6 protein-coding genes are annotated in these 23,420 nt (G+C 54.5%); 3 read left to right on the top strand and 3 right to left on the bottom strand.

Translation table 11 applies throughout. The features are described from left to right. Positions 1–5: 5 nt before the first annotated feature. Complete coding sequence (locus PRUB_RS05055; protein ID WP_010384058.1) at positions 6–770, top strand: TatD family hydrolase; 765 nt, start codon at positions 6–8, stop codon at positions 768–770. 89 nt (positions 771–859) lie between these two features. Here PRUB_RS05055 and PRUB_RS05060 read toward each other — a convergent pair whose 3' ends face one another. Both PRUB_RS05060 and PRUB_RS05065 read right to left on the bottom strand, forming a co-directional pair. After that, positions 860–1,051 (bottom strand): hypothetical protein, encoded by a 192-nt coding sequence (locus PRUB_RS05060; protein WP_010384061.1) that lies wholly within the window; start codon positions 1,049–1,051, stop codon positions 860–862. A gap of 189 nt (positions 1,052–1,240) precedes the next feature. Further along, on the bottom strand, positions 1,241–1,861 hold the full coding sequence (locus PRUB_RS05065) for an AhpA/YtjB family protein (protein ID WP_010384063.1): 621 nt from the start codon (positions 1,859–1,861) through the stop codon (positions 1,241–1,243). 121 nt (positions 1,862–1,982) lie between these two features. Here PRUB_RS05065 and serB point away from each other — a divergent pair, with 121 nt between their 5' ends. Together serB and PRUB_RS05075 are read left to right on the top strand one after the other, a co-directional pair. Next, entirely contained in the window at positions 1,983–2,996 is a 1,014-nt protein-coding gene (gene serB, locus PRUB_RS05070; RefSeq protein ID WP_010384064.1) for a phosphoserine phosphatase SerB, read from the top strand. Positions 2,997–3,062: 66 nt separating this feature from the next. Beyond that, positions 3,063–3,398, top strand: a complete 336-nt coding sequence (locus tag PRUB_RS05075; RefSeq protein WP_010384066.1) for a hypothetical protein — start codon at positions 3,063–3,065, stop codon at positions 3,396–3,398. A gap of 128 nt (positions 3,399–3,526) precedes the next feature. On the opposite strand, the gene PRUB_RS05080 is transcribed toward PRUB_RS05075, so the two are convergent. Continuing rightward, positions 3,527–23,329 carry a non-ribosomal peptide synthetase gene (locus PRUB_RS05080; protein ID WP_010384068.1) on the bottom strand — a complete coding sequence of 6,601 codons (19,803 nt, stop codon included), beginning with the start codon at positions 23,327–23,329 and terminating at the stop codon, positions 3,527–3,529. Positions 23,330–23,420: the final 91 nt, after the last annotated feature.

A 23,420-nucleotide genomic window follows, 5' to 3' on the forward strand; every position in this document is an offset into this window, starting at 1 on the left:
ACCCCATGCGCTTCATTGATACCCATTGCCATCTTGACTTTGAAGAATTCAGAGACAGTTTGCCTCAACACCTGACAGAGGCGCAGGCGCTGGGTATCGGGCAATGGGTGGTACCTGGGGTCACGCTGGCACAGTGCCGCACTTTGCCAGCTTTCGCGCAGCAGTACCCGGGCGTGCACATCGCCTTTGGTCTTCATCCTTACTTTATGGCACAGCACAACGCCGCGGATATGTCTGATTTAGCGGCGCTTGCCCATCTGCATCGTTCGCAGCTGGTGGCGATTGGTGAGTGTGGTATTGATGCCATGGTGGCGGATATTGACGCGCAGCAACACCTGTTTATAGAGCACATAGCGCTGGCTAATGCGCTGAGTTTGCCGCTGATTGTGCATCACCGCAAAAGTCATCACCTGTTGGCGAAAGCCTTTAAACAGTGTCCCCCTCAAAACGGAGGCGTTATTCATGCCTTCTCTGGCTCATTGCAAGATGCGCAGAGTTATCTGAAGCTCGGGTTTAAACTCGGTGTGGGTGGCACCATCAGCTATCCGCGGGCAGCAAAAACCCGCACTACGCTGGCTCAAGTGCCGTTAGAGTCGTTAGTGTTGGAAACCGATGCGCCTTCTATGCCGCTATCGGGCTACCAGGGGCAGGTGAATGTGCCAAAAAGAGTTGTGGAGGTGTTTGAGCATTTGTGTGCCATTCGCGAAGAATCCCCTCAAGACATTGCAGAGGTAATTTTCAAGACGTCGCAGGAAATATTAAGCTTATAACGCCCTGGATGAATACGTTAGCACTGGGATGATAGGTATAATTGCTGCAAAGAGGGGCTCACCCCTCTTGTGAGACTTTATGTGTTGCCTTAGTCTGTTACACAGTGTCTGCCTGGCTCAGTATTACAGTTAAAGTCAGACTGTCTGTTACCGCACCAGTATTGACAAGAAACAGGACGAGTTTGAATCGTTCCGCCTGCCACATTTGGCGTTGCCTGAGCATCTAAATTACGTAGATTAGACAGCGTCTTCATATTTTTCTTTTTGATCTGTAATTTCATTTTATTTTCCTTAAACTTGAAATTGTGCCAACGCCGAGTTTAATTGCTCGGCGCGGTATGCTAATTACCCATTCTGGTAACTCACAGTTAAAACATTATTTTAATTTCTACCTGACGTCAATAGTTTTAACTTTTTGTTTCTTTTGAATAGTTTATAGCCCATGCCGGTTTTTAGGGTTACTGGCAATGCTACTGTTCATCAGCAACGCTATTGCGGATCTGACGTTTTACTTCCCAGCGCTTTAAGGCCCGGCCAATCTGCCAGGTAAAAATACAAGCAATAACCAGCATCAGCAGCACCACGCGACCCAGCTCGTGGAAATGGCGGTGACTTTCTGCCATGGCAGATTCGGTTAAATACTCGACGCTGACAAAACCTATGGGTTGTTGCTCCGTATCATAAATGGGCTCAACAATCGGCTGCTTAGACTGAGTCAGCCCGGCTAAATGGCGGGGCAAGTCGGTTATTTCTGGTGGTGCATCCTGGCCATCGTTGCCGATAATAAATTGGCCTTGTTGATTGTAGAGCCTGACTGACAGTACAAATTCGTCACTGGCGAGGTGGTTACACAAAGCCCTGAGCTGTGGCGTATCCATGCGGCTGAGTGGCAAAGCAGCATTCAGCGCCAGTTGTTTAGTCAGGCTACGACCTGTGTGATCTGCGTTGGTGTGCAACAGTTGATGGGAGCGAAAGCTGGTATTAAAGGCCAGCCAGGTAACGGTTAAAAAGCACATTGCCGCGACCAGCAGACGCAGTAAACGGCGGTTGCGTGACGAGGAGAGATATTCAAGGGCTTGTGTATTTTTCATAGATCTTGTTTGCCTGCTGACATGCCATGATTAAGATGTTACAAAGGGCGCATACCGTTACCAAACAAGTACAAATACATCGGTTCAGAAGAACCGGATATGACCCCAATCAGGAGTATCCATGTCAAAGTCACTCGCGTCAATCCAGTTGCGTGCCATCGCTGAGCCTGCTCAGCAGCTTCTTACCTTAGCAAAGTGGTACCAGATTGAAAACGAAGATCACCTTAAGCCTGGCGCTTGTCCATTGTCAGAAGGCGGTCAGTACTTGTGCTTCTTTGGTGAACAGCTCAGCGAGGAGACTGTCCTGAAGATTTTAGGCCTGTGCCAGCGTGCCGATATTGAAGTCACCAGGTTAGCGCTGTATCAACCCACAGCTGACATGGTACCCGGACTGGTTTTATATACCCAGTCGACACGCGATGTGCGCGCGGCCATTCGTGCGTTAGCGGCCCAGTGTGGTCTGCAAGGCGCCGCCATCAGCCAGCCGCCAAGCTTGCAAAAGCCCGGTTTACTGGTGATGGATATGGACTCCACGGCAATCAAAATTGAGTGCATTGATGAAATTGCCAGACTGGCCGGAGTCTATGATGAGGTTGCTGCCGTCACCGCACAAGCGATGGCTGGTCAGCTGGCATTTAACGACAGCCTGTATCAGCGTGTTGCCAAGCTGTCCGGAGTCGAATTACCGCTTATTCAGCAACTCAAAGACAACCTGCCGCTGATGGAGGGCGTTGCCCAGCTGTGTGCGGTACTCAAAGCACATCATTGGCATCTGGCGATTGCCTCCGGTGGCTTTACCTGGTTTGCCGAGGCGCTCAAAGCGCCGTTGCAGCTAGACGCCGTCTTTGCTAACACACTGGAAATTGCCGACGATAAGCTCACCGGTAAAGTGCTGGGCGAGGTCGTTGATGGCAGCAAGAAAGCCGAGGTGCTTAAATCCCTGACTACACAGTTTGGCATTGCGCCCAGACAAACCGTGGCCATGGGCGATGGTGCCAACGATTTAATTATGATGGCCGCTGCGGGCTTAGGCGTGGCTGTGCATGGCAAACCTAAAGTGGTCGAGCAGGCGGATGCCGCCATTACCCAAGGGTCGTTGACTCAGCTGCTATACTTAGTGGCCGTACCGGTGTAATCTGTCCAAATTGTTAGGTTGGTATGCTTTTTGGTACATCATAAGATAGTGTAGGAAATACGTGATATGAGAGCAGTTTTACTGGTGTTTTCCGCTGTTTTGTTATCTTTTTCGTCGGCCTCGTTTGCTGCAGGCTGGACTGGATACGGCAAGGTGAAGGAGTTAGGACAACAACCTAAAAACGCGCCCACTGATATTGTGGTTGTTGCGGATATTGCGAGTAATAGCACCAAATGTGCCGTGAAGGACAAGTTTTTGTTTGATATCCAGGATAGTCGTGATGAGCGGGTTTACAGTACTTTGCTAACGGCGCTTGTGGCACAGAAGGAAGTGCGCTTTTTCTTAGAAGACGATTGTTCCGTGTGGGATATGCCAAAAATTACTGGGATATATATCCGTTAGGTTATTGGTTAACCCCACTAGGTTTGGCTTTGAAGCGCATTTTAAATAGCAGCCATAGCGACTTAATGAAGTCGCTATGGCTGAACTAGATCGATATGGAGATCATTAGCGCTCAGTTATAAGTGTGCTTAACTCTCCTGCCAGATCTCCCGATAGTGTCTGTCTTCTAGCCACTGGATAAAGTAAGTATCAAACAAACTCTCCCAGTCGCCCAGCGTGATGTCATAGCGCTCTGTCAGTGCGATAAAGTTGTCCTTATCATAGGGGTCCATCGGCATAAAATACGCTTCAAACAGGTATTCGTCGTAACCGGGGCGTGATGACAATAAGCCCTGCATAATGACCTGATCTTTGCCTTCTCGCTGCGCCGCGTAGGCTTCACAGGCACGAATGAACTCCGCTTTATCCGTGTGGGTAAAGCGCAGGCCCCGCTCAGCGGCAAAGTCATAAAAGGTTGCAATGCTCAGTGGTGCTGGGTTTGCCACGTGATAGACCTGATTGCGTTTTTGCGGGTCGTTCATGCCTGCAACGATACACGTAGCCGCGCGGTCAACCGGAATGATATCCAGCATGTAGGGGCTTTCAGCTGGGCGTACTTCTACGCTGAGCATCATTTTCAGGATGCGGTGGAAGACATCATCCGTATTGCCAATGCCACTTGTTGATGAGCCCGAAATTTCCGAAAAGCGGTAAACCGTGTAGGGCACACCGATGAGTGATGCCTGACGAATGTTTTCTTCCTGCACCCATTTCGACTGTCCGTACCCACTGCACAGCAAGGCTGCTTCGTCAGTTGGAATAAAGGACTCTCGTGGGTTGACTGAAAAGTGCGAGTCTTTGATCTGGGTGCTGGCGGTGGTGCTGGAGACAAAGTGGATCATCTTCAGCGTGTCTGTGCAGCACAATTTTAGCAAGGCATTGGTACCAGCCACCGACTTTTTAAAGGCAAAGTAGGGCTGGATATGGTTCACATATGACGCCGTATGCACCACATGCTGGATGTCCCGGCACAGTCGTGTCCAGTGCTCGTCGGATACGCCCAAGCGGGATTGCTCCATATCACCCGGGATAGGCACAATACGATCCAGATCCAGATCCAGATCCAGAGTCAGCGCATACTGTTTGGCATTATCGGCAATCCGGCTGCGTGCCTGCTCAACGGAGCTGGCACGCACCAGGCAGTATATCTTTGCTTCGGTGGTGGCCAGCAGCTCTGCCAGCAGGTGACTGCCTAAAAAGCCCGTTGCACCAGTGAGCAGCACATGACGGACATCACCCTTATAGGCATGCGTGATTTCATCGGGCAGTGTCGGCAGATCAATGCCCGCATCGACGATAAACTCAGGCAATGACGCATCGTCATCAGATTGAGTCTGGCCATGGGCCTTGTCGATTTCGTCGATCAGCGCCTGGATGGTATTCATATTCTTAAAGGCATCGGCCTGAATATCAATATTGAGCCGGGCCTTGAGCTGCTGAAAGGTTTTCAGCAATGAGATGGAATCAAAGCCATAATCATACAGATCGCAATTCAGATCCAGCTCGTCGGGGGCGATCCCCAGCACCTGACCAACAATGCTCACTACGGTAGCGGCGATATCCCCAGACGCGTCAGTTACCTCATCTGTTCCGTGCTCAAGGCGGGGTTGCGTCAGGCGTTTACGCTGTAACAGTGCCGCAGTGTTATGCATAATACGCTCCGGCTCTGTGGTGCAGATGGCAGCCAAGGTACTGCGCCCGGCGTTCAGTAATTTAGGCAGCTGCGCAAAGGCATCCGACATCTGGATCAGCTGGTAGCCTTTTTTCTCGGCAAAGCTGTTCTCGATGCTTTTCAGCGGGTCATCTGAATGCCAGTAGCCCCAGTTAATTGCCAGGGTTTGGCCATGACGTTGCTGCACCTCAACCATTTGGTTCCGGGCTCGGGCAAAGGCATTCTGAAAGCCATTGGCGTATGAATACGACAGATGATTCAGGCTGCCAAACACGGCCATGGAAGAGAACAGCACAAAAAAGTCCAGCTCGTAGCTACTTAACAGGGCATCCAGCTGCTGAGTGCCTTGCACTTTGACCTGCATTGAGCGGGCGAAGTCGGCCCAGTCGTTTTCTTCTTCCGTGTAGGTGGTGCCCAGGTGGAACACGCCGTTGAGCTGTAATGCCTTGTCGCTCAGTAAGGCACTGAGTTGTTCCAGCTGTTGGGCGTCGGCAATATCACACGCCAGGTAATGCACTGTGCCATTGCCCGTCTCTCTGAGTTGGGTCAGCTGTGGCTGCACTGCTTGCTCATCGCGCCTGCCCAGTAAGATGAGGGTCGCATCAAAGTCTTCCAGCAAACGCTGGCTCAGTGCCATGCCCAGTTCGCCCAGCGCGCCGGCGAGCAAATAGGTGCCACCGCGACGTATTTCATACTCAGATTTAGCCGTGTCGTTTGCGTCTGACAGTTGCGTCAGTTGTAGCGCAAATCGCGCACCAGCGCGGTATTGCACCTGATTCGGCTGTTGCTCAGCCGTGCTCAGTAGTGTGCTGGCAAACTCCTGTAGCAATAGTTCGCTCAGGCAAGCATTCTCATCAAGCTGTTCTAGCAAAGTCCAGCTATGTTGTGGATTGCGCAGGTTGTAACAACGTAGCAGGGCACTCAGGTCATCCCGGGTCTCTGTTTGCGGGTCGGTTTGGGTGCCATAAAACAGCTGCATTGCGTGATGATCATAGCAGGCGGTCAGTTGCATCAGCTCAAACAGGGGTTTTATTTGTTGCTCAGGGTCAGACAACGAGCCTGAGCCCAGCACAAAAGTGGTATCCGGCAGATTTTCCGGATCCAGCACTGAGTTGTTTAGCTGATCAAAGCACAGCGAAGTTACCGTACACCCGCTTGCTTGCAGCGGCTTACTGAGGGTTTCAAGCTCGGCAAGGGTGTCTGACACCAGCAAAATATGCCTGTGTGCCAGCTGTGCACTCAGTGATGCCTGCCAGTCCTCTGGCAGATTGAGTGCAGCCGGGTGAAATTGGTTGTCGAGCAGCAGCCAGGGATTTGTTTGTTCAGTCTCAACCGCTTTTTTACTGATAAAAGACGTACCAGGCAGGTGCAGTTTTGGCAAAGAAGTTGGGTAAAGTGGTTGCCAGCTCGCGACTTTGCCGGATTGCCACAGACGTACTATGGCGGCATATTCTTTGGTTTGATGCAAAGTCAGCAACTGCTCTGCTGCTAGCTGCTCGCTGATGTTATGGCTAACTTTTTGGGCTTGTTCTGGCATGGCCTCACTCAGGGCTGTGCACAGCTCGCTCAGTGAGGACACCACCCAGCCGAGTCTGTACGCCTGAGCGGTGCGGCCCAATGCTAAGGTCGCGGCCAGCTGTGCCAGTACCTCAGGCGTGTCAGGTAAAGTCGCGATGTGATTGGCGAGCTCCGCGACTTTGTGCCCCAGCGCCGCTTTGCTGGTGGCTGAGAGCACCACTATAGCTGGGGTGTCTGGCTGAGCTGTGTGTTGCGCTGTGATGTTCGCCTGATACTCTTCGAGCACCACATGGGCATTGACGCCACTGATCCCAAAGGCACTGACGGCTGCCCGCCTTGGTGTATCGCCGTGCTCCCAGGGCTGCGCCTGAGTTTGTACCGTGAGCGGCGTCCCCTCGAGTGCCAGATAGGGATTAAGTGCCTGCGCATGGAGCGACGGCACCAGAGTCTGATGCTTAAGTTGCAAAACAACCTTAATGAGACCTGCGATACCGGCGGCAATTTCGGTATGACCTATGTTGCTTTTCACTGAACCCAGCGCACAGTGGGCTGGCCACTGATGCGCATTAAAGGCCGCTTTGAGTGCATCCAGTTCAACTGGATCGCCGAGCGTGGTGCCGGTGCCATGGCATTCGATGTAGCTGAGTGTAGCCGGGTCGATGTTGGCGTTGCGCCAGGCTTTGTCCAGCAGCTGAGTTTGTGCCCGGGCGTTGGGTACGGTAAAGCCCTGTGATTTTCCGCCATGGTTAACCGCCGACCCCAGCAAAGTGGCGTAAATGGCGTCCTGATCGCGCTCGGCTGCCGAGCGCTTTTTCAGCATGATCATGCCAACGCCTTCACCCCGTACTATGCCATCCGCATCGGCAGCAAAGGTTTTGCATCGCCCATCTGGTGACAGTGCACCTATCTCCTGCATGGCCACTGAGGCGGTGGGGGTGTCTATGATATTGACGCCACCGACAATGGCCTGCTCACACTCACCCATACGGATCGCCGCCATGGCTTTATGTACAGCAACCAGCGATGATGAACAGGTGGTATCTACCCCTTCGCTCGGACCGTGCAGGTCGAGGAAGTAGCTCATGCGGTTCGGCGCGAATGCGGGGGAGGTGATCAGCCCTTCGTGATACCCGGACTGACACCCAATAAACAACCCGGTGCTGGTGCCTGCCAGCGATTTGGGGTCGTATCCGGCATTCTCAATACACTGCCAGACATGCATCATCAGCAGGCTTTCCTGCAACTGAATGCGCTCACACTCTGCCGGGGCAATATTGAAGAATAGGGGATCGAATTCGGTGTCGCGTCGCAGACGGCCCAGCCAGTTAATTTCGCCGGGCCAGCTGAGCTCGCTGTCTTGCGGCTGTGGCCAGTCGTGGCGGGTTACACAGTCTTTGCCTGTGTTCAGATTGTGCCAGAATGCGTCGAGGTTACTGGCTTCGGGGAAAGCCGCACTGATCCCGACAATGGCAATTGCTTCATCGCATGATGCATTCACTGGGATCTGTTCTGCTTCTGTTTCGGTTGATCTAGTTTGCGTCTCGTTGTTCGTGGCGATCAACATATCGCCATATTCGGCGATAATATGGGCTCTGAGGCTGTTCAGAGTCGAGTGCATAAACAGCACACTGGGTGACAGCTCAAGCTGATAGCGACTGTTGAGCTGATTGATAAAGGTAATGAAGGCGATGGAATCCGCGCCAAATTCGCCAAGATCAGTATCTCCGTCCAGTGTACCCGGTTGCACGCCGAGTAAAGCTGCCACCATAGTGCTCAGCTGCTCTGTCAGCGCAGCGTCCAGCGCGGCTTCACTGGTAAACTGGGCCGCTGGTGTTGTGATGGCGGAAGCGTTTTGCTGCTCAATGACCGGCTCTGTCGGGATGTATTGCACCAGCGTCTGAGGTTGGTGCAGTGCCCGGTAAAATGCGTCGATGCCACTGTTGGTAGGCATCGCCGTATCCGTATGGGTAAACTGCGCACTGCGCTGCATACCGCCCTCTTGCCAGAAAGGCCAGTCAATACTGGCGCTCTGACCGTGACGTTCACCACGGGCAACCCGGATATGACGTTGCTGCATATAGCTGTCGAGAAACGCATTGGCCGTGGCATAGTCACATTGAGAGGCTGCGCCGTGCACGCCACTGAGCCCAGCAAAGCAGGCAAAGAAGCGCAGCGGCAGATCCGCTGTGGCTTCATCCAGCGCAACCACACCCGTGACTTTAGGAGCGAGCACCTGTGCAAAGGAGGTCGGGGTTTTATTGCACAGCAAAGTATCCTGCACGATGCCGGCCGCATGGATCACACCATGGAGTGTGCCAAATTCGCGTACTATGTCCCGTACCAGCAGCAGGGCATTCATCTTTTGTGCAACATCCAGCTGTCGATAAACCAGTTTAACCCGACCTTGTCTGAGAGCGTGCAGTTGTGCCTGTACCTGAGCGTCGTCAGTGGCTCTGCGACCTGTGATTATCACGGTGGTGGCAAACGGTAAAGCGGCCAGTTCGGCGATAAAGTGACGACCAATGCCCCCGAGCCCGCCAGTGATCAGATACACGCCATCGGGTTGCCACGGACTGACCGGATCCACATCGCTCACCGGCTGATAGTCCAGTACTGTACGGGTGCTACCCTGATAAGCAATGACGGAGTCGGGCGCATTGCGGTTATCGATCAGCAGGGTTTGCAACGCATCAACGGTCAGCGTTGGATCGACCAGCAGCAGTTGTGCGCGCAGCATCGGGTGTTCAATGCTGGCGGTTTTCAGCAAGCCATGCAGGCAGCTGTTGAGGTTAGCCAGCGGCTCGGTTTGGGTGTTGCCTATCACTAGCTGTAGCAGGGTCGGTTGCCTGGTTTTAGCGAGTGGCTGCACTATGTTGAGCAGCTGGGTCGCATAATCATTGAGCTGCTGCTCTGGTGCGTAATGACTTGAGCTAAGTGATTGAGTGATGGCGCCTGCGACCTCAAAGTCAGGCAGGTCACACAGCACCACACAGTGTGACGCCGTGCTGTCTGGCGCTGCGGTACTACTATCTGTGTTCACCGGCTGAGTGCGCCACTTTGGCACACTCAGCGTGCACGCGACCAGCTCTTCTGTTTGAGTCTGACTCAGGCCGAGCGTATAAGGCTTCAGATCAAAAGGATAAGTCGGCAGACTTAGCTTGCTTACTTGCTCTCCCTGATACAGAAAGTCCCAGTTTTGAAAGCCAGTGTCCAGCCAGTGGCTCAGAATAGCCTGATAGTTGCCCTGTGCCAGCCAGCTGGCCGGTGTGCCAGTGGGAAGCGGGTTTAATGTGGTTTGCGTGCCTCTGGTAAGGTAAGCACTTAACTGAGTCTTAAGCTCGTTCAGAGAAGACACCACAAAGCCTGCGCGATGCGCCATCACCTGGCGACCGGTTTGCAAGGTGTAGGCTAGGCTGACTCTCAGTGCATCATCGCACAGGGTACCCTCAAGCCAGTTCAGCAGCTCACTGACCTGACGTTGCAGTACCTCAAGGGTCGCAGCTGATAGCACGACGATGGAAGGCAAGTTGCTCAACGTGCTTTGACTAGGTTGCACCGGTGCTTCTTCCAAAATGGCGTGGGCATTGGTGCCACCAATACCGAATGAGCTGACCGCAGCCCGCCTTGGCAACAGAGGCGTTTCCCACAGGCGAGTGCTGTCAACAATGTAGAATGGAGAGCTGGCCAGGTCGAGGTGTGGATTCGGTTCGTTGTAGTGCAAGCTGCCGGGTAGCAGCTTGTGGTGCAGTGACAAGCTGGTTTTCACCAGTCCGGTAAGCCCTGCCAGGGTGTCTGTGTGGCCCAGATTCGATTTTACGGCACCCAGCCCACAGTATTGTTTATCATCGCTATGCTGCTGATAAACCTGTTGCAGCGCAGCAAATTCAATGGGGTCACCCAGTGCAGTGCCAGTGCCATGGGCTTCGACATAACTGATACTTGCCGGTGAAACATCGGCGCTTTGTAGTGCCTGGGTGATCACCTGCATCTGGCCTTCGGTGCCCGGGGCAAAGAAACCCGCCTTGTTTTTACCATCGTTGTTCACCTTCACCGCCTTAATCAGGCTGTAAATGTGATCGCTATCCTGGGTTGCCTCATCGGCCCGTTTGAGCACCACCACAGAGACGCCATTGCCGCCTATCATGCCATCGGCTTGGGCATCAAAGACTTTGCAGCGCGCATCGGGGGCAAAGTTGAGGCCTTTTTCTATTTTGTATCCTGTGGTGCGCTGCGGGAATAAACAGGCAGCGCCGACAATGGCATAGTCAATTTCACCGGCTTTGAGCGCCGAGCAGGCCAGTGCCAGTGCGCTCAGGGATGAGGAGCAATTGGAATGCACAAACAGGCTCGGGCCGGTCAGACCGAGATGATAGGAAATACTGGTTGGCAGCGTGCCTGGCTGATTCAGCGTTGACGCAACATAGTCTTCGGCGTTAAGGACAAATTCCCCGTTGCTGAACTTGTCATGCAGGTTAAGAGCGGTCAGATCGCCGCCAGAGGCGGAAATATACACGCCGGTATTGGGGATCTGATCGTTGCGATAACCAGCATCTTCAACCGCTTTCCAGGCATGCAGCAATAGCTGTCGCTGTGCATAGCTCATGGTACGAGCTTGTTTTTCAGAGAGATTAAAAAAGCCGGGATCGAATGCATCCTGACCCTCTACCCAGGTATCGAGCCAGATCATAGCTGCGTCTGACTCGGCGCGCTGACTATGGCGAACAAAGTTTTTGCCTTCAATGAGGTTTTGCCAGAATGTCTGCGCGTCCTGAGAGTCCGGGTAATGACAGGACAAACCTATCATGGCAATGGCCTGATTGGCGGTTGTCGGCTTTACAGGATAGACCGGCTCTGGCGCGCGCACAGGCGCTGCAATTGGACTGGTGACTTTGGTCGATAAATAATCGCACTGGGCATTAATGGTGCTGTACTGAAACACTTCCGTCAGCGGCAGAACGATATTGAACCTGGTGCTCAGTTTGGTGGCCAGTACATTGGCCAGCAGGGAATTGCCCCCGACCGTGAAAAAGGGCGCATCCGGCGCAACCTGATCCACTTCCAGCACATCACACCAGACGGCTGAGATCTCAGCCTGCAAATCTTGCCCTGATACGCCAGCTGTGGGGGCCGCTGCACTGAGGCTTACTTCCATGGCTGAGCGCCCGGCCTGCGCTGTTTGTGAGTTAAACGGCAACTGGCTGAGCAGCGCCTGTTTATCGACTTTGCCATTGTTGGTCAGAGGCAGCGCGGGCACTGAGACAAAATACGCCGGCACCATGTATTCGGGCACAACCTTTAATAACTCGGCACGAATGGTTTCATCGGAAAGCGGCACCTGGGTGACCAGGTAGGCCACCAGCACTTCACCATGGCGTTTGCTGGCAGCCAGCACGCAGGCATCGTCAATAGCCGGGTTGGTCAGCAGGGCATGCTGTACTTCGCCCAGCTCAATACGGTGTCCACGGATCTGAACCTGATCGTCGCAGCGGCCCAGATATTCATACTGGCCCTGTGCATTAAGGCGTGCCAGATCGCCGGTACGATAGAGGCGTTCCTCGCTCTGCCCGGCAAGCGGATTAGGGATGAAGCGCTCTGCGGTCAGCACCGCTCTTTGATGATAACCCCGGCTGACGCCGCAGCCTCCGACGTACAACTCCCCGGGCTGACCCGCAGCGACAGGATTGTGTTGTTCATCCAGTAAATAAAGGCGATAACCGGGCAGTGGCTGGCCTATGATGCTTTTGCCCGGGTTTTGCTCGACCAAGTTGCGGGTGATAAGCATCTCGGTGACATGCACAGTGGTTTCTGTGATGCCATACATGTTGACCAGCTTAGGTAGCGGCTGTGCTGCCTCAAACCAGGGAGTAAGTTTACTCAGCTCCAGCGCTTCACCGCCAAAGATCACGGTACGCAGAGAATGTGTCAGCGCCGGTTGCGCCAGCAAATGTGTCATCAGCGGATAAAACGCCGATGGTGTCTGATTTAAGATGCTTACCTGGTTATCGTAAATAAAGCGCGCGAACGCAGCACTGTCTTTTTTGCAGGCGTCATCCACTATCACCAGTTTGCCGCCATGGGCCAGTGCGCCCCAGATCTCCCACACAGAGAAATCAAACGCAAACGAGTGGAACAAACACCAGGTATCCTGAGCATTAAACCCAAACCCTGGCTGGGTGTTGTTAAGCAATGCGGTAATGTTGTGATGTTCAACCAGCACGCCTTTGGGCTGACCCGTAGAGCCCGAAGTATAAATAATATAGGCCAGCGCCTGCGGTGCCAGGGGCATCCCAGGGGGGGTGACGGGGGCCATTTTGCTGCTTTGCAGGCAGTCACTGAGGCGGTACGCCTGAGTGTGCGCGACAGGCAGCGCCAGATCGTCGCTTGTCAGGACTAATGCCGGATCGGCATCGGCCAGAATAAAGCGCGCTCTGTCCTCAGGTGAGTTGGGGTCCACCGGTACGTAGGCGCTGCCGGTTTTCAGCACCGCCAGCATCGCAACTATCATGTCCAGACCCGGGCGTAACAGCAGGGCAACCCGGCTGTCGGGCCGCGCACCTCTGGCAATTAAAGTATGGGCCAGCTGGTTGGCCTGCTGCTCCAGTGCCTGATAACTCAGCGTGGCACCGGCAAACGAGACCGCCGTCTGAGTCGGGTGCTGCGCGGCCTGTAAGGTGAAGCTGTCAACCAAAGTGGCAGGTGTTGCGTTCGGTGCCTGTGGCTGGCGCTGGCCATCAGGTGGTAAGTCTCCACGCAGCAGCACGTCTTCCAGCAACTGCACATAGTTATCCGCGAGTGCCTGCACGATATGACGCTCATAAGCGCGGGTCGCAAATTTAAACGCTAGCTGATAGCTGCCACTCAGCGGGGTGACCTCCAGGCTCAGGTCCAGTTCGGCATCTTGCTGGAATTCCTGCCACAGTGCGCCCAGCAGCGCCTGATTGTGCTCTACCCAGTCGGCCTGAATAAAGTTATGACAGGCATAGCCAATCTGAAACAGCGGGTGAACCCCCGGTATACGCGGGGCATTGACGGCACTGAGTAGCTCAGACAAGGGCAGGGTGCTGTGACTGATCACGGCGTCCAGTTGTATCTGATTAGCCCGGGCCTGACCGACAAAATCTGTGCTGCTATTGCGGGTCAGTGGCAGAGGTAATTGATTCACAAACAGACCCAGCGACTGCGCCATACTGGCTTTGGGTCGTTGCATCACAGGCGTACCCAGTATCAGCTCATTGCGACCAGTGAGGCGGCTCAGTAATGCCTGGAACACAGTTAAGAAAAATACCGAGGTGCTAAGCTTGTGGCGAGTTAAAAACTGCTTGAGCTGCTGCTCTGTGCTAGCTGGCAAGTTGAGCGTCACGCGCGCACTGTTTGGCTCTTCAGGGCAGATCTCCGTCGTGCGCTTACCGGGTAAGGTCAGCGGTGCGTGCGCAGGGGTCAGAGACTGCAGCCAGAATTGTCTCAGCGTATCTGCGCTTGGACTGGTCAGCAGCTGTTGTTCCCAGTCAAGATAGTCGAAAAAGCCCTGGTCGGGCGCTGCCGTTGGGATGCCTTCATGATATGCCTGCCACAGCTGAGACAGCAGCTGGGTGGCGGAGACCCCGTCAATGATCAGATGGTGAAGCACTATCACCATTATATGGCGTGACTGAGCGCCCGACGCCACTTGCCAGGCAGTTGCGCGCAGCAATGGACCTGACAGATCAAAAGGCACTGCAATGGTCTGTTGTATTGCGTCAGTCAGGGCTGCCTTAGAGGTCGGTGCCAGAGACGTTTGCTCAATCTGGATTGTGTCTGGCTGGATCTGTTGCCAGGGGCGACCGTCAGTTTCGTTAATTCGCAGGCGCAGCGCAGGGTGGCGCTGACAGAGGCTGTCCAGTGCTTGCTGCATACGGGCAATGTCCAGGCTGGCAAGCTCGAATACCAGCGGGATGTTGTAGCTGCTCAGCGCCGGATTTTGCTTGTGCAGCAGCCACAGACCCTGCTGGGCTTTTGATAGTGGCAGTTGCCCTAATGGCGTTTGTTGGGTGACCGGTTCCGCTTTTGTTACCTGCACAGTGGCGATACTGGGTTGCTGTTTAACAAGATATGCATGCAACTGGTTGAGGGTCTTCACCTCAAATAACAATGCAGGTGGCAGGGCGTCCAGGCCAAGTTGAGGATCGGCCTCAAGCTGCTGCACGACGGACATCAGCATAATGGAATCAAAGCCCATGTCTCTAAAATCGAGCTCGCTGTCGAGTTCTTCCACCGGCAGTTTACTGACTTGTGCAACCACGGCTTTAAGGTGGTCCATTAATGCGCTATCACTCAGCGTGGTTACGCCTTGTGGCGCGGTGCTCGGAGTTTGAGTCCTGGCTTGTGGGGTTATCCAGCGTGTGAGCTTGTCCGGGTTACCGAATAAAAAGCACTGCTGTGTATGCGGCTCGCTAAACAACTGGTAAAAGGCTTTCAGGCCCAGCTCATCAGGCATGGCGGCAAGGCCCTGCGAGCGCAGCAAATTCTGCTTAACGGCGTCCATTTGCATGCCACCTTGTGCCCACAGCGGCCAGTTTACGGACAGGCTCAAACCATGGCGCTGACCTTGTTCACCCCATTGCTGGCGCTTGATCATATAGGCATCCAGGAAGGCATTGGCGGTGGCATAATCGGCCTGACCCGGGTTACCAAAGCACGCAGCAATGGATGAAAAGCAGATAAAGAAATCCAGCGGTAATCCTTTGCTGGCCTCATCCAGTGCCATCACCCCACAGACTTTGGGCGCCAGCACGCGCTGGACTGCCTGTGGAGTCTTGCTCGCAATCAGTTGGTCTTCAATCACACCGGCGCTTTGCAAAATCCCGGTCAGGGCACCGTGCTGCGCACCAATGCGATTAAGCAGCTCAGAACACTGGGTTTGAGTGCTGATATCAGTTTGGTAATAATGAATTCGGCTTATATCTCCCAGGTCGCTGAGCGACTCTGGTGCGGTGCGACGGCCCGTGATAATGACCTGGGCATGGCGGGTATGAGTGAGGATCTCTTTGGCAAAGCACTGACCCAGCTGGCCAAGGCCACCCGTGATCAGATACAGGCCATTTTCTTTCCACGGCATCAAAGCGGGCGCCTCGCTGTGTTGTGGCGTCAGCGTTTGTATCTCGCACTGACCCTGAGTAAAACGCAGCACTTTGTGCTGGGTATACTGGCTTGCCTGAACAAGTTGCGCCGCAAATTGTGCAGGTGTATCGCTTTGTATCAGCTGCACACTCAGCAGGTGGTGTTCCAGTGCGGCGGTTTTCAGCACCCCTGCCAGCGCCATCAGCAGAGGTTCACTCGCAGGCACGAGTAGCTGGATAAGCAAAGGCTCGGTGGTGCTGGCAAGTTGTTTGAGGTGTGCAATCAGGGCGATGGTCAGCGTCTCAATACGCTGTGCTGTGTCACCTGATGTATCTTGCAGCACAATGGCATCTGGTATTTTGTTGTGCGGTGCCAGAGTAATGACCTGGCGTTTGCCAGACCAGTTTTCCGGAGAAGTCACGTCCAGCGGTTGCCATTGTGGGATGAGGTGCAACAGCGAGTCTGCTGTGACCACAGTCGGGGCCGGTTGTGGATTCACTTGTGTGAGTTTGGGTGCTCCGCTGAGCCAGTATGGAGTGCTGGCAAACGGATACGTCGGCAGGCGCAGTAAGGTTGGCTGAGCTGGGTAAAATGCAGACCAGTTGAGTTCGGCACCGACTACCCATAAAGCGAGTAGTTTGCTGAGCTCACCGGCTTGCGTCCAGCGGTTAAAATCCTCTTTATCCAGCGCTGCCAGAATGGCTTTGCCTTGTTTACTGTTGCCCTGTTTGTAGGTGCCAGCTTGTTGATTAGCAAAGTCACTGAGCTGGGTGTGCACCTGGGCCAGGTTGTGGGCAACAAAGGCCAGACGACAGTCCATGGCTTCGCGCGCGCTTTGCAGCGTATACGCCAGGGCCTCAAGTGCATTGTCATCCAGTTGCGCCTGCGCGAGCCAGTCCGCCAGTTTGCGGGCTTTGTCACGCAGCACTTCGGGAGATTTGGCTGATAGTGCAATGATCACCGGCTTAGCGCTGCCTGCTCGCACAGTGGTTTCTGTCGGCTGATATTCTTCAAGGATCAGATGTGCATTGGTGCCGCTGAAACCAAATGAGCTGACACCAGCGCGACGTGGTTGGCCATCTGTCACGCTCCAGGGTTGTGTTTCCTGCGCGACATAAAACGGCGTATCCTGCCAGTCGATATGGCTGTTGCCCTGCTGATAATGCAGCGAAGCAGGAATGGTTTTGTGCTGCATGGCCAGCACGGTTTTGATCACACCGGCGACGCCTGCGGCGGTCAGGCAGTGGCCGATATTGGTTTTGACCGATCCCAGTGCACAGAACTGGCTGTGCTGGGTCGCTGCACGAAATGCCCGGGTCAGGGCCTGAAATTCAATGGGGTCACCGAGCTTGGTCCCGGTGCCATGGGCCTCAATCAGACTCAGAGAGTCCGGGGCGATATCAAATTGCTCATATATACGGCTATGTAACTGCTGCTGAGAAACCGAACTGGGTGCCGTGATCCCACTGGTGGTGCCGTCCTGGTTGGTGGCTGAGGCTAAAATAACCCCCAGAATATGATCGCCATCACGCTCGGCATCGCTCAGGCGTTTTAACACCACCACACCGACGCCTTCGCCAGGCACAAAGCCATTGGCTCTGTCATCAAAGGTATAGCAGGTGCCGTCGGCACTGAGCATGCCTGCCTTACCCGCATGTTGTGAGAACTGCGGTGTGCATAAGGTGGCAACGCCCCCGGCCAGTGCTGCGTCTATTTCGCCGTTTTTCAGCGCCTGACAGGCACTGTGCATGGCCACCAATGACGACGAGCAGGCGGTATCTATGGCCAGCGCCGGCCCCTTGAGGTTCAGATAATAAGAAACCCGTGCCGGGATCACCGAGCCCGCATTGCCCCAGAACAACTGCGCCGGAGCATCCTGGGATGCCAGCGAGGCATAATCGCCCTGCGCGCAGCCCAGATAAACGCCGGTATTGCTGCCGGCAGCCCGGGTGATCATGTTAGCGTCTTCCAGCGCCCGGTAGGCTTCTTGCAAAAACAGTCGCTGCTGCGGGTCCATCACCTCAGCTTCTTGTGGTGTGATGGAGAAAAACGGCGCGTCAAAGCTGGCAATGTCATCCAGCAGGCTGGCGTAGCGACACCAGTATTGTGCCTCGGGTGACAAGTCGCTTAAATCCCAGCGCTGCTGCGCACGCACCGAGGTACGCTTGTTGCTCAGCATTTCCCAGAATTCGTCGACATTGCTGGCATCACCAAACTGACCACTCATGCCTACAATGGCAATTTTGTCTGCGTTGTTATGACTGGTTTGGTGAGCCGGTTTTACTTCATCTGTAGCGGGTTGCACCGATACAGGTGCAGCCTGTTGCGCAGTCGCCATGGCAGGCTGCGCTTTGTGCATCAGGGCTATGGCCCTATCGCTGTGCTCAGCCACTATGTGTGCGCTCAGCGTCGCGATGGACGGAAAGTCGAACAGTAAGGTTGGCGGCAGGCTCAGAGTAAAGCGGGCATTGATCTCATCGAGGATCTGAATAGCCAGGATTGAATCAACGCCGTAATCGGCAAATGAGTCATCCGGGTCTAATTCATCCGCTGTCATGCTCAGCGCCTGGCTGGCGATCCCCGAGAGGGTTTGGGCAACGAAGTCGCTCAGGGTTGCGCTGGCTGCTGCAGGCTGCGAGTCGGTCTGTGTTTGTTCGGGTTGTTGCATTGCTGTATCGTGGTTTGAAATTTGTATCGTCTGTTGAGCCGGTTTTGAGCGTTGTTGCACCAGGTGGCCATTACTTTGCGCGCACAGCACTTGCTGCGGCGATTGAGCGTCTGTGGCTGATGCTGCCAGCGCAAAGCCATTGCTGCTTAGTAACTGCTGCCAGCGCGGCTGCGACAACAAAGGTGAGCCTGGCAGGCGCAGCGTGGTGTCTTTGCTCAGCCACCAACCCTCGAGCAGGCCAAAGGTCAGCTGAGTAAACAGTGACGGCTGAGTCACTTCGTTGATCAACAGCAGGCCACCGCGCTTCAGGCAGGCCTTGGCGTTATTCAGTGTACTTAGCATGTCTGCGGTGGCGTGCAGCACATTGGTGGCAATCACTACGTCATAGCTGGCTAAGTCAATTTGTTGCTCAACAAGTGGCTTGCTGACGTCAAAATAGGCGGTCTGTACAAAAGGATAGTCTGGCTGAAATTGTGCCTTGGCATGGCTGAAAAAGGCCTGCGACAAGTCGGTGTAAGCGTATTCAGTGACATTAAAATCGCGCAGTTCGGGCAGCACTGTGCGCGTGGTGCCGCCGGTGCCAGCGCCAATTTCCAGGATCCTAATGGACTGCTTACCTAAATTTGCCAGATAGTGGGTAAGTTGGGTAACCAGCGCCTGATTGGCATGCATGGCCACCGGGTTATCCCGATATACCGATTCAACCAGTGTAAGTGATCCGCCAGGAAACAGCACATCAGTGGCTTTACGCTGGCCGGATAAAATTTCGGGCAGCGTCGTCAGTGCCGCGTTGAGCAGCGCATAGTCATCCTGTTCCAGTACGGTCAGATTGGCTGGTGGCTCGGGCAGAGCCAGCACATCGTCTTGTAGTAAACCGGCCTCGCTCAGGTAGCGCGCGGTTTCCTGCCACCATAATTCAAAGTAATCCGGCAAGGCTGATAGCGCCTTGGTGCGCTCAGCCGGATGCTGCCAGCCTGCATTAGTGAGCGCCTGACACAGCGCATAAAGGATCTCTTCGTCTGCGGGTTGAGTATTGAGTGCCAGCGCAGGAGCAGCTTGCTCAGACTGAAATGCGTTATAGCTGCACTCTGAAGAATAACTGCTGCGTACCAGCGCCGCCTGTGCTCGCTCTGGTGTCATTTTCACCACGCCCACCTGAGTCAGCGAAGAGGACATGAACTTTGCCAGCGCCGCCATGCCTGCTTGCGCATCGATAGAGCCAATCCCGGCCTGGCGCATTTTACGCTTATAATACGGGTCGCTGACCCGGCCAACGTCGCCCCAGTAACCCCAGTTAACCACCTTGATGGGCAGCTCTGCACTGGCCGAGCGAGCCAGACTATCCAGATACTGACAGCCCGCAGCATAGTTACTTTGGCCAGGGGCAGGCGAGAAAGACTGCATTGAAGAGAACAGTAGTACAAAGTCGAGCGACTGGTCTTTACACACGCTAAGCAGGGTTTCACCACTGGCCTGTTTGGCCTGATAAGCTCTCAGAAACTGAGCGTCGTCCATGTTGGCCAGGCTCTGATCTTCCAGGTGTAAGACAGAATGCACCACGCCATGGAGCTGCCCATAGCTTTGCTCAATGGTGTACATTACATCTCGCATTGCCGCTTCATCGCAGGCATCGGCCTGAATATACTGCGGTGCAGGGCCCAATTCACCCAGTCGGTTGATGGCCTGCTCTATGTCTTCATTCAGCGCGCGACGGCCAACCCAGACGACTTGTGCCCGGAATTGGCGGATCATCCATTCACTCCAGACCTGACCCAGACCCCCTGCGCCGCCCAGCACCAGATAAACGCCATCCTGGCGATAGGCTGACTCATCTGCATCCAGGTAGGTGTGCTCGCAGGCGCTGAAGCGATGCCAAATATCGTCGCGGTGCGCATAGAAGCCCGCTGGTAAGCAAGTAGCCTGTTGCCAGTGGTTTGTCTCTTCTTTGCATTCAGCACTTAAATCGACAATGCGCACATTCCAGCGCGGGTATTCCTGGGCCACGCTTTGCAGCAATCCAATCAGCCCGGCGCCATGTGCCTCAACCGTTTCGTCATGCACTTGCTGCGTCTGGAAGGTGAGCAAAGTGATGGCCAGCGGCTCTGTACCTTTACCTTGTTCGATCAGGGCTTTGAGATGAGTAAACAGCGTAAGTGGATCTGCGTATTCGTCTTTGGCGACCCACAGCAGGTGATCAGCGGGCTCCGCCGAGTCTGAACACCAGGCTGGCTTAAGTGACGCAGGCCCCTGATAATCAAAGCTGCTTTGAGTCGTTTCAGCAGACGGCAGTGCTGTCAGATGCTGCCAGCCAGGGAGTACGGTAAACAGCCGAGTCGCATCGGTATCTTGCGTTGCAGAGCGGGTCGAAAAGCCACGCAGACGGACATACACCGCACCTTGTTCATCGCACAGATCCACATCAAATCTTTGGCTGCTGGCATCTGCATGGGTATGTTGGGTCGCACAGACTATCAAGGTTTTACCAGACGGGAGTGGCGCGAGTAGTTCAGCCTGTTCCAGTGCAAAGGGCAGTCCCGGGCGAGCTTCCTCTGCAAAGCCCAGCAGGGTATGCAGGGCACTGTCTAGTAGCTCAGGGGCAAAGGCAAAGTCGGGGGCAATAACCGGGTTGAGTTCGCCTTGTGCCTTTTGACCTGCCACAGATAATGTCGTCAGGCGCTGAAATGCCGGGCCATAGTTCACGCCCGCTGTGCTAAATTGTTGATATAGTTCGGAGGTTGAGACTGTGCGGGGGGCAGATAGCGCGGCAATGTCTTGTGTTGTGACGCCGTGCTCTGTGACCTCGGCCTGACCGCAGGCATAGACCTGGCGAGCATCGTGTGCTTCGCGCCATAACTCAAATGTCACCCGATCACCGCTTTGTTTTAGCGACAAATAAACGGGGCCGCTCTGCGCGTCGATTATCACAGGTCTGAGCCAGTTCACCTGACTCAGGCGCAGTGACTGGCTATCCGTTAGTTGACCTGACATGGTCATGGCTGCATGCACCATTTCAAGTGTACAGACGCCGGGCAGAACAGCCTGCCCCTGCACCTGATGGTCACGTAAAAAGGATTCATTCCCCGTAAAGTCACTGGCAAAGAGCAGCTCGCCCAGTGCCGGCATACTGCGATGCAGCAGTGGGTGCAGGTGTGAGGGCTGCGCTTCACCTTCTGCATCGAGCCAGTAAGGTTTATGCTCAAACGGATAGGCAGGCAAACTGATCCTTTGTGGACAGAGGTCGCTATAGTTGGTTTGCCAGTCGATGATATCACCCTGTACCCAGCCGGTTATGCACGCATCAAGTGTATCGTGTGCGACCTCGTGCTGATCTGTATTGGCGGCAACTTTGCTATAGTGCCAGTCGCCAGCCTCACCTGAAACAAACTTGCTCAGTTGCGCTTTGAGGGAGGCCAGCGAGTCCGCTGCAAATCCCATTCGATGTTTCATCGACTCCCGGCCCACCGTGAGCGTATAACTTAAATTCTGCAGCTCAACAGATTCGTCCGATCCAAGATAGGCAAGTAAATCTGCGGCACGCTGCGTGAGGGCGGTTCGGGTCCTGGCCGACAGCACGATCGGCAGGGCGGTGTCTAACGCTGGGTGCTCTGGGTTGAAGCGTTGCGGTGATTCTAAGATCACATGAGCGTTCACACCGGCAAAGCCAAATGAAGATATGCCGGCAAGGCGCTGCTCGCCCGGCCAGGGCACACATTCGGTGGCTAACTTAAACGGCGATTTCTCCAGAGAGATTTTTGGATTCAGCGTCTCGAAGTTTTGCAGCGGCGGTACCTGTTCATGCTCAAAGGCCAGCAAAGTTTTGATCACCCCGGCAATACCTGCAGCCGACTCTAAATGGCCGATGTTGGTTTTCACGGTGCTGAGATAGCAAGGCGCATCGGGCGTTTGCTGTTTACTGGCGCGAAAGGCGCGTTTCAGGCCCTGGATCTCCAGCGGATCGCCTAGTACGGTGCCGGTGCCATGTAATTCGACAAAGCCAATCTGATCAGAGCCAACCAGGGCATTGTCGATGGCCTGCTGGATCACCCGGGACTGCGAAAACGGACTCGGTGAGGTTAGAGTATTGGTTTTACCTGAGTGCCCTACAGCGCTGCCTTTGATGATGCCATAGATGGTCGCATTCAGCGCTTTGGCGGTCTCTACTGGCAGCAACAACACCATGCCCACGCCTTCGCCACGGACATAGCCATCGGCTTCGGCATCCAGGGTTTTACAGCGCCCCTGAGGTGACAGCACGCCCAGCTTACTAAAGCTGACATAGCGGTTTTTGGTGATCAGTAAGTTGACGCCACCAACCAGTGCCGCACTGATCTCGCCTGAGCGAAAGTCATTCATGGCTTTGTGAATGGCCACCAAAGACGAAGAGCAGGCGGTATCGACGGTTTCACTGGGTCCCTGAAAATTGAAATAGTGCGAGATGCGGTTGGCAAACACGCCGGTCGACATGCCGGTCAGAAAGTGCGGGTCGATATTTCCGGTCGAAAACTCCTGGTAGTCGGTATTGCTGCACCCCAGATAGACGCCGGTGGCGGTATTTTTAAACTGCGATGGCGTGAGGCCCGCATCTTCAAAGCAGGCCCAGGCCAGCTCCATACTCAGGCGCTGCTGGGGGTCCATACTCTGCGCTTCTTTGGGTGAGATAGCAAAAAAACCGGCATCAAATCCGGCGATATCGCCAATAAATCCCCCCCATTTGCTGATGCTCTTTTGTGCTTGTTTATCAGGCTTTGGGTCGTAGTATTTTTTCCAGTCCCAACGCTCAACGGGCACTTCGCTGATGCTGCTGATTTTATGACTGAGATTATGCCAGAACTGATGTTTGTTATCGGCGCCCGGAAAACGCAGAGACAGGCCGACGATGGCAATATCCGGTGTCTTGTCTGGCAAAGAGGGGGTCTGCGGGTTGTGTTTGCTTGTCATGGTCTGTCTCGATAAACGTCTAGTCGGGCTGCGCTGACGCTGTTGTCTATGCGTCGCGCGAGTCTTTCTCAATCGGGCAGCCACATCAATA

The organism is Pseudoalteromonas rubra, assembly GCF_000238295.3.
Taxonomy (GTDB): domain Bacteria; phylum Pseudomonadota; class Gammaproteobacteria; order Enterobacterales; family Alteromonadaceae; genus Pseudoalteromonas; species Pseudoalteromonas rubra.